The sequence below is a fragment of the Rhodopseudomonas sp. genome (genome assembly GCF_036404135.1).
In the GTDB taxonomy this organism is placed as follows: domain Bacteria; phylum Pseudomonadota; class Alphaproteobacteria; order Rhizobiales; family Xanthobacteraceae; genus Rhodopseudomonas_A.
On record NZ_DASWPE010000019.1, the window covers coordinates 1 to 9,152 of the forward strand.

A 9,152-nucleotide genomic window follows, 5' to 3' on the forward strand; every position below is an offset into this window, starting at 1 on the left:
CGTTGGTGTCTCGCAACCCGATCCTACCGGGCAAATCGCCGATGGCCGCCGCAAAGCCGCCCGCCCGCTACGGCGCTATTTGAGGTCGCGCGTGCGGGCGGCTTTGCTCTACCGAGCTACACCACTTGGCGGGACACGACCGTGACCCGTGTCACACCGCCTCTCACAACATCAAAAATCCCAATAAAACGGCCGCAAGTTGAGATTTCTTGCCTCTCCTTGTTTCCGCTTGCAGCACCCCGTTTCGCGTCCGCCCGCGGACACGAATTGCGGTTTTGGACTTTCGAATCCGTCATCGACGCCGCCAAGGCCCGAGGCGTTTAGCGGCGAAAATCCCGCGCGCTGGAAAGGCCATCTCGACAAGCGACTGCCAAAGCCATCCAAGGTCCGCAAGGTTGAGAATCACCGGCCCTGCCCTGACGTCGACAAGCCGGTCTGGATCATTCCCGGCGAGCGACTGAAAAGCGGCAAAGAGCACCAGTGCCGTGACGTGCTGCGGCGGTCGCCGTGCTGAAACGCATGGAGAAAGTCCGAAACGGTGAGTTCGTGTTCTTCGGCCATCTGAATGAGGGCTTGGAGCAAATCAAGCTTGGCGCGCCCTGCCCCCGGCGCGCGAGCATTTGCGGCTCACGGGCGTTACGCCGGTCTCCGAATATCTGACGGATATCAAAGCTATGGCCGATTGAGCGACGCCAGACAGTACTTCTGCGATTGCCACCGTGAAATTGGCGTCAGTTGTCCAGCGCTTCCGCGCACGCGATGGCCTCCCTTATCCGTTCGCGGGAGGATGCGGCGAGCCGATCGACCTGCAGCAGCCGAGCGTAGACGAGCGGCGGATCGTCCTCGTCCAGCGCGGCTCGATGGGTGAGGATGAAATCGACGAGTTCAGCGATGCAGATGTCGGAGAGCGGCCGTCGATGCTCCGGTCCGAGCGGGTGACGGAATGGCACGCGCGCCGTAATCGTGCCGGACGTCCAGAGAAACCTCCCGGAATTCTCGTCGGTACGGTCGAGCTTGCGCAGGTGCAGTTCGACCTGTGCGCGAATCCGGCCGCCGGTGCGCAGCCAGCCATGCGCCCGCGCCACGCGCTGGGCGAGCACATCTTCCCGCACCGGGGCTTCTTGCGCGACGATGGCATCGATCATTGCTTGAAGCGTCGGCCGGTAAGCGAATTCGAAGAAGCAATCCGGGTCAGCCTTGAACCCGGACAAATCGGTGATGGCGAATGTCGGAGAGGCCGGATCGGCTTGAGCTTCCGTGACCGGCGTATCCAGCGAGGCGATGCGGCTCTCACCGGGCGTCGGTGGCGGGACGGCAGAGGTAAGTCCGTCAGCAGTCCCCTCCGGGCCGCCGGTGTGCGGTTCGTCATCCTCCGCGGTTTCAACGACGGCCAGGGGGCTCGCGTCGGTCGAATCCGAAGGACATACAGCCTCGTCCTCCGCGGCACGTTTGGCGCGACTGTCCGCCGACGCGTCTTCAAGGCCTTGGTGTAAGCGTTCAAGTGCCTCCGCGGCGTTGAACCAACAGTCGGTCGACCACACGCGTAGAATGGTCCAGCCGAGGCCTCGCAGCACCTGCTCGCGCACCTTGTCGCGGTCACGCGCGGTAGCCGAGCTGTGATAAGTCGCGCCATCACATTCGATGCCTGCGAGATAGATTCCGGCGTGGTCGGGATGTCGGACGCCGAGGTCGATGCGGAATCCCGACACGCCGACTTGCGGCACGACCTGCCAGCCGCGGCGTTCGAGCTGCGCCGCGACGGCCTCTTCGAACGGCGACTCCATGTCGCCCTGCGAGCCCGCGTCCTGTGCCGGCAGCGCGACAGCGCCGCGCACCGCATAATCGAGGAAGGCTTTGAGATGTTGCACACCGATCGCGCGACTGCGTCCGAGATCGATGTCGTCGGCACGGATTCCAGAGAACACCTTCAACTCGCGCCGCGCCCGTGTCACCGCCACGTTCAGCCGGCGTTCGCCGCCGTCCTGATTGATCGCACCGAACGTCATCGGCAGCCGACCAGCGGCGTCACGGCAATAGGTGATCGAAAACAGGATGACATCGCGCTCGTCGCCCTGGATGTTTTCCAGATTCTTGACGATCACTGGCTCGATGCGGTCTTCTGCAAAGAACCATTCCAGTGCCGGATTGCCGCGCCTTGTATCATCAAGCAAATCCAGGATCAGCTCCTGCTGCGGCTGGTTGAAGGTGATGACGCCGAGCGTGGGCCGCTGCGGCTCCGGCAACGCCAGCCATGACCGAAGCCGGGCACCGATGTCGGCGACGACGGCGCGGGCTTCCTCGAGGTTGCTGCGACTGCTGCCGCGGCCGTAGACGCCGGTCGGCACGAAGGCCAGCGACACCGCCTGGTCTTCGGTGACCGGACTCGGGAAGGTGATGAGGTGGTTGCCGTAATAGTGCCAGTTGGAGAACGCGATCAGCGATTCGTGACGACTACGGTAATGCCAGCGCAGCTGCCGCGTCGGCAGCCCGGAGGCCTGCGCCTCGTCGAGAATGCTTTCGAGATCCTGTTCGTGCTGCGGAACGTCGCCGCCATCGGCGTCGTTGCGGCCGAAGAAATTCGTCGGCGGCAACTGCTTGGGATCGCCGACGATGATGGTCTGGCGGCCGCGCGCAATGGCGCCGACCGCGTCCCAAGTCGCGATCTGCGATGCCTCGTCGAAAATCACGACGTCGAACAGCGTCTGCTGCGTGGGCAAATATTGAGCGATCGACAACGGCGACATCAGTACGCAGGGCGCCAGCTTGGCGAAACTCTCCGGCATCGCGCCGATCATGTCGCGGATCGAGGCGCTGGGACGCTGCAACCCCATCTGGTGGCGCAACGCGCCGAGCTCCGATCTGCGCGGCACGGCATCGGCCGGCGGCAGGCCGTGGACCAGCGAACTCACCACCTTCTGCGACGCGTGGGCGCGGACCAGATCGTCGATCTCGCGGAAGTCGGTGATGGCGTGATCGTGCTGAAAGCGGCGGAAGCTGCGCAGTTCGCGGCTATCGTCGATCGCAAGCGGCAGCCACCACCTGGCATAACCGAGGCGGAACGCCGTCTGGGCGTCGCCGGGCGCAACCGCGCCGTTCTCCAGATCGGCAATCAGCGGCGCCAGGCCTTGCGCGATGCCGCGCGCACGCACCGCGCACCATGACGACCAGTCGCGAAACAGGTTGCGCGATTGTTCGAGGTCGTCCATCTGCCGCGACACGCGGCGCAGCAAATCTTCAGCGTCGCGGTCTCCGAGCGGAAGCCCGGCGCAAGTTTCGAACGCCGCGATCGCCTCGATCAGCGCCTGATGCCGGGCGATGAAATCCTTGGCGGCGGCGATCTGCGGCTGATTGGCCTGGCCCTTCAGACCAGCGGCGATGCTCGCCGCGACGCGCGATACGTCGCCGGCAAATTCGCCGAGCTGCACCAGCGAGCTCCGCAACCGTTCAGCGCTTTGCAAATGCTGGCGCAGCCCGTCGCAATCGGTGTCGAGCCCTGCAAAGGCGAGAGGTGTCACGGCAATCACGTTGCCGGCGATGGCGCGGTGGGTGTCTTGCATCGCGCGCAAGCGAGGCAAATCCGTGCTGGGGTCGGCGGCCTTGGCGCCGGCATAGGAGCCGAGCAGCCGCCGAACCCGTCGCGCCGCAAACCAGGATTTCGGCCACATCGACGCATTCGCCTGACGCCAATCACGGTCCAGTTCGTCGATCGGAATCCGTGCTACCGCGTCGGGCCGATAGGGCCGCGACAATCCGGTCTCGCCGTCGTGGTAGGAGGCGATAGCGCTTTCGAGATCGCCGATCGCGCGGGTCAGCGTCGCGAAATCCTTATGCAGGATGATGGTGTAATCGGCGCCCGCGGTGGCGATCACGTTGCGTGCCAGGTCGGCGAAATAACCAAGCCCATCGATGCTGGTATCCGCCATGTCGGGAAGGCCGAAGCGCGCGCTCAGCTTCGCCAATGCGGCTTGCGCGTCGGCAGCGGCGCGGCCGAGATTGCGCGCAGCATGGAGCAACTGCTCCTGCCAGGCCCCCGTCCACTCCTCGACATGGATCAGCGCCAGCACCGGACGCGTGGTGACGGCGGCAAAGGTCTGGCCGAGCTGTTTCGCCAGATCGTCCAACTGGCGATAGCTGACCGCGTCATGAGCGCCGATCGACGGCCAGCGCAGCGCTGGCGCGTGGCGGTCGAGGCCGGCGGCCGCGATCCCCATCGCAATATAGGGCGTGAGCCCGTTCGGTGACTTGCGATGCAGTGCCCTCGCGTAGGCGTTTAACTCGTCGCGGCGGATCTGCAGACGGTCGTTCAGCGTGACCCATTGCGAGGTTTCGGCGTCGCCGCGCTTCTCCCATGAGGTCTTGAGTTGGGCGAAGAAATGCTTGCGGTCGGCCTTACTGGAATGCAGTTCGAGGCAGTGATCGCCGAGGCCATGTTCGCGCAGCCTTCGATAGACCACGTCGAGAGCGGCGGTCTTCTCGGCGACGAACAGCACGGTCTTGCGGGCGGCGAGGCAGCTCGCGATCATGTTGGCGATGGTCTGGCTCTTGCCGGTGCCGGGTGGACCGACGATGACGAAGTCGCGGCCCTGCGTCGCGGCCAACGCGGCTGCGATTTGCGAGGAATCCGCCGGCAGCGGCATGACGATATCGGCGGGCGAGAAGTTGCGGTCGATCTCGTTCTCGTCCGGGAACGTTTCTGCGGCGCCCGGGAAGGCATGCTCGGGATTGTCGATCAGGTGGCTGACGACGCGGTTCTGGCGCAGCGAATCGACCCGGTCGGTCAGGTCCTTCCACATCAGATATTTGGCGAAGGAGAACGTCGATAGCGCGATATCCTCGGCGATCTCGAACCCCGGCGCGTCGCGCACCGCGCGGCGCATCTGTTCAAACAGCAGTGGCACGTCGATGCCGCTGTCGTCCTGCGGCAGGCCGTCGCGAAACTCCGGCAGACCGAGGTCGAATTCAACCTTGAGGAATTGCAGCAGGGTCGCGTTCAGCCGAGGCTCGTCTTCATGAAAGCGCAGTCGGAAGCGATCCGATGCGCCGCTGCGTTCTAGCTTGACCGGCAGCAGCAACAACGGCGCGCGATAGACCCGCTCGTCGGTCGGCTTCTTCTTCCACTTCAGCACGCCGACCGCGAGATAGAGCGTGTTGGTGCCGCCCTCGGTGATATCGCTCTTGGCCTGTCGGTACAAAGCGGTGAGCCGTGCGAACAGCTCCTTCGGTTCCAGCATCGACGACAATTCATCGCGGCGCAGCGCCTCGGCGGCGAAGCCGCGCTGCAGATCTTGCCCGCCGGTCTCGCGATGCAAAGAGGGATCACGCTGTCCCAACGGATTCTGCTCGGGCAACGAAATCAGCTTGATCGCGATACCATCGGCGAGCCGGTCTTCCAGATAGCCGATGTCAGGACACACGAAGGCGACCGTGCGTTTGCTGTCGGAAAAATTCAGCAGCCGATTGCGCAGGCCGAGATCGAGCAGCCGATTCCGCCAACGCTCGATGCGGCCGGCCGGGCTGCTCGGCTGCTGCTCGACCACATCGGCTGGCATCGCGATATCCGGCTCGGCAGGCAACCCGAGGTCCGATGGAGCATCGTCATCGGCGGCAGAGTCCGGATCCGCGGTCTGGTGGGACGCCAGCGGCATAATGCCCCCTGAGCGCGAGCGTGCGATGTCGATGGCCGACACGAAACGTTGCGGGGCGCTTTCGTCGAGTTTGGTCTCGCCGAGTTTGATCGCATGCTCGAACGTCATCGCCGGCCGATGGGTAACGACGGTGGTCTCGAACACCACGAGTTCGCGCGCGGCGATCGCCTTGCGGACTTCAGCGACGTCATCTTCGACGGTCCGCGGCAGCGTCCGCTTCACCAGCCAGACGCCGACGAAAGCGTGTCCGTCCAACAGAATCGCCACGGAATTCAAGCCCGCGGCCTCGATCGCCGCGGCGAACAGCAGTGTCGTATCGAGACAAGTAGCGAGGCCGTCCTGTACGATCTTGCTTGGCCCGCGCACCTTCTGGCCGCGCAATTCGAAGCTCGCCGGTGGCTGCGCGTAATGCAGTCCAAGGCCGGCGATCGCCGAATAGATCGCGGCGGTCAGCATGTAGACGCGCTTCGGTTCGTTGCTCTGATAGCCGTCGAGCGCCGAGGAATGGCCATGCTCAGCAAGCCGCTCGGCGGCCGACCGCAGCAGCCGGAAGATCGCGGGATCGTTCGGCATCACGAAGGAGGGCAGCAATTGCGACATGTCGGCGACACCGCCCCATTCGTCCCGGGCCAGCAGCCGGACTGGGATGATCGTCTCGGCGAGCACGGCGGCGCCTTGCATCAGTCTAAACGTGATGTCGCCGCGCTCGGCCTCGTCAAGACCGGCGAGATAGGCGGCGTCGAGTTCGACGCGGCGATCTGACAGCACGACGCCGTTTTGCGCGCCGACGCGGTCGATGCTCCAGGTTTTAGCCCGCACGAAGGCCGGGCTCGCCGTCAAGTCGAGGCGGAGATTTTCGATTCTTTGCTCGGTCGGGTTCTCGATTCGAATCGAGCGAACCACCGGGATCGAGTTCTGGTGCGACGCGAAGGTAAAGCTGGCGGCAAGATCGGCCGCGATGTGGATAAAAGCCGCGCCCGATTCCGGACCCGCCGTCTGCACATCGTCGTCGGTACGTTCAGTCTCGAAATTGCCCATTGCCACGTCCGTCGATCTAGCCACCTTCATTTCTGATATTGTGGCGTTGTTCGCAAGCAATGTTTCTACTTATAATAAGAAGAATGTCGGAGCACTCGCGTGATGCGAGTTGCGTGGACGTTGGATTGAGCAACGGCTGTCTTCGCCATCCGCGCGCCGCCTCCGTTGGCCAAATCAGCATCTTCACCGCGCCGACCGCCGGTACCTTGTGTTTCAGCATTTTTGACGGTTTTCGACCGGGCGCGCGGTCCAGCCTGCGTCACGGCGATCATCCGTGCGCCGTCATGCGCAATCCACCGATTTCACCGGCAAGCTTATGCGGATATGCGACGGCGCGTATCGTGGAGCCGCTCAGGCCGTGCGGGGCAGCCCGGCGCGGTCGAGCTCGGCGAGCAGCGCCAGATCGAGGTTTTGGCAATCCGCCAGCACCAGCGTCGCGGCGGACAGATCGTCGCCGCTGGTGTAGAGGCTGCGCACCGCGATCACCCGCAGGCCGGCGGCGCGCGCCGACGCCACGCCATTGCTGGAATCCTCGATCGCGACGCAGGCCGCAGCTGGCAGATCGAGCTTGTCGAGCGCGAGCTGGTAGACGTCGGGCGAAGGCTTCTTGTGCGCGACCATGTCGCCGGCGGCGATTACCGCAAACAGCGCGCGCCAGCGGGCGCCGAACGCGCTTTCGAGCAGCGTGGTGATGTTGGGCAGGCTGGTGGTGGTGGCGATGGCCAGTGTCAGCCCGGCCGCGGCCGCCGCCTCGACGAATTCGGTGATGCCGGGGCGCAGCGGAATCGCGCCGGCGCGGACGGCCTCGGTGTAGAGCGCGGTCTTGGCAGCGTGCAGCCGCCCGACAAGCGCGTCGGCCTCGGCCTGCGGCAGCGGCGCGCGCGTGGCGATGAAATGCATCAGCCGCTCCTTGCCGCCGGTGACCTGCAGCAGCTCGCGGTACAGCGCCTCGTCCCAATGCCAGTCGAGACCGGCCTGTTCGAACGCGGCGTTGAACGCCAGCCGATGCTGATCCTCGGTTTCCGCCAGCGTGCCGTCGACGTCGAAAATGATCGCGGAAATCATCGGCCGAACCTCATCAAGACAGAGCACGAGACGACGATGGCCGCGCATCGCTGCGCGGCCATCGCGAACTAAGCGAGATCGAACGCGCGATCAGGCGGCGAGCCCGAGCTGGCCACGCCAGTTCGGATACAGCGCGTCGGCGTCGTGCGGGAAGCTCTCGAAGGCGCGGGCGAACTCGTGATGGTCCTTGGCGAAGGCCACCGGATCGGCGCCCTCCTTCCAGCACTGCTCCGCCTGCCGCAGTGACTTGGCGCCGGCCGCGCCGCCATCGATATGGCCGAAGGCGCCGCCGCCCGCGGTCATGATCAGGTTGGAATGGCCGAGGTTCTTGAAGAAGCCCGGCATCCGCAGCGCGTTCATGCCGCCGGAGATGATCGGCGTGGTCGGGTTCATGCCGAGCCATTCCTGATGGAAATACGGCCCCTCGGCGCTATCCTCGGTGATCATATAGGCGATCGCGCGGTCGGCCGCCGAGCCTTCCATCTTGCCGAAGCCCATGGTGCCGGTGTGGATGCCGGAGGCGCCCTGCAGCCGCGCCATCTTCGACAGCACGAAGGCGGTGTAGCCGCGCTTGGCCTGCGGCGAGGTCACCGCGCCGTGGCCGGCGCGATGATAGTGCAGATACTGCTTCGGGAAGGTGCGCCGCGCCGTGGTGACCGCGGCGGGACCTGCGACATAGCCGTCGACCAGGAAGGCGATGTGGTCGGCGTTGTCGGCGAAGGTCTCGAGGATGTATTCGCCGCGCGCCACCATTTCGTGGTGATCGTCGGCGGTGATGTTGAACGAGAACAGCTTGGGCTGGCCGGTCTTGTCCTGCGCGCGGCGCATCGCCTCGTTGACCAGGCGCACGGTTTCCTTGAACGGCGCGAACACCTGGTTGCCCTGCGGCTCGTCGTTCTTGATGAAGTCGCCGCCGAGCCAGAAATCGTAGCAGGCGTTGGCGAAGGGCTGCGGCCGCAAACCGAGCTTCGGCTTGATGATGGTGCCGACGATGAAGCCGCCGTCGACCACCGGGCGGCCGAGCACGCGCCACAGATCCTTGATCGTGGTGGACGGGCCGTCGAACAGCTTCAGATAGGCCGGCGGCACGTAGAAGTCGTACATCTTGGCGTATTCGACGTCGCCCATGCCCTGGTTGTTGCCGATCGTCAGGGTCAGGAACGAGGCGATCATGGCGCGGCCGTCGATGATGTTGCGGTCGAACAGATCGATCGGATAGGCAATCTTCATCAACTGCTTGGCTTCGTCTATCTCATAGACCAGGGCGTCGACGCCGCGGGTGAAATCGTCGGTGGTGGAGACTTCGACATTGGTGCCGGTGGAGGATTCCGCGGCGAAATGCGCCGCGGTCTGCAGATAGTTTCCGAACCCGGCCTTCGGCTTCATGATGTAGGCGCACAGCAC

3 protein-coding genes are annotated in these 9,152 nt (G+C 64.7%); all 3 read right to left on the reverse strand.

All coding sequences use genetic code 11. The annotated features are described in order from the left end of the window. Positions 1-731: 731 nt before the first annotated feature. Positions 732-6,683, reverse strand: coding sequence for a DUF3320 domain-containing protein (locus VGC77_RS02280; protein WP_331169936.1), 5,952 nt, complete (start codon positions 6,681-6,683; stop codon positions 732-734). Between the two features lie 351 nt (positions 6,684-7,034). Beyond that, entirely contained in the window at positions 7,035-7,748 is a 714-nt protein-coding gene (locus VGC77_RS02285) for an HAD-IA family hydrolase (protein ID WP_331169937.1), read from the reverse strand. A gap of 90 nt (positions 7,749-7,838) precedes the next feature. Then, positions 7,839-9,152, reverse strand: a 1,314-nt coding sequence (locus VGC77_RS02290; protein ID WP_331169938.1) for a ribulose-bisphosphate carboxylase, incomplete at its 5' end; no start/stop codon positions are given.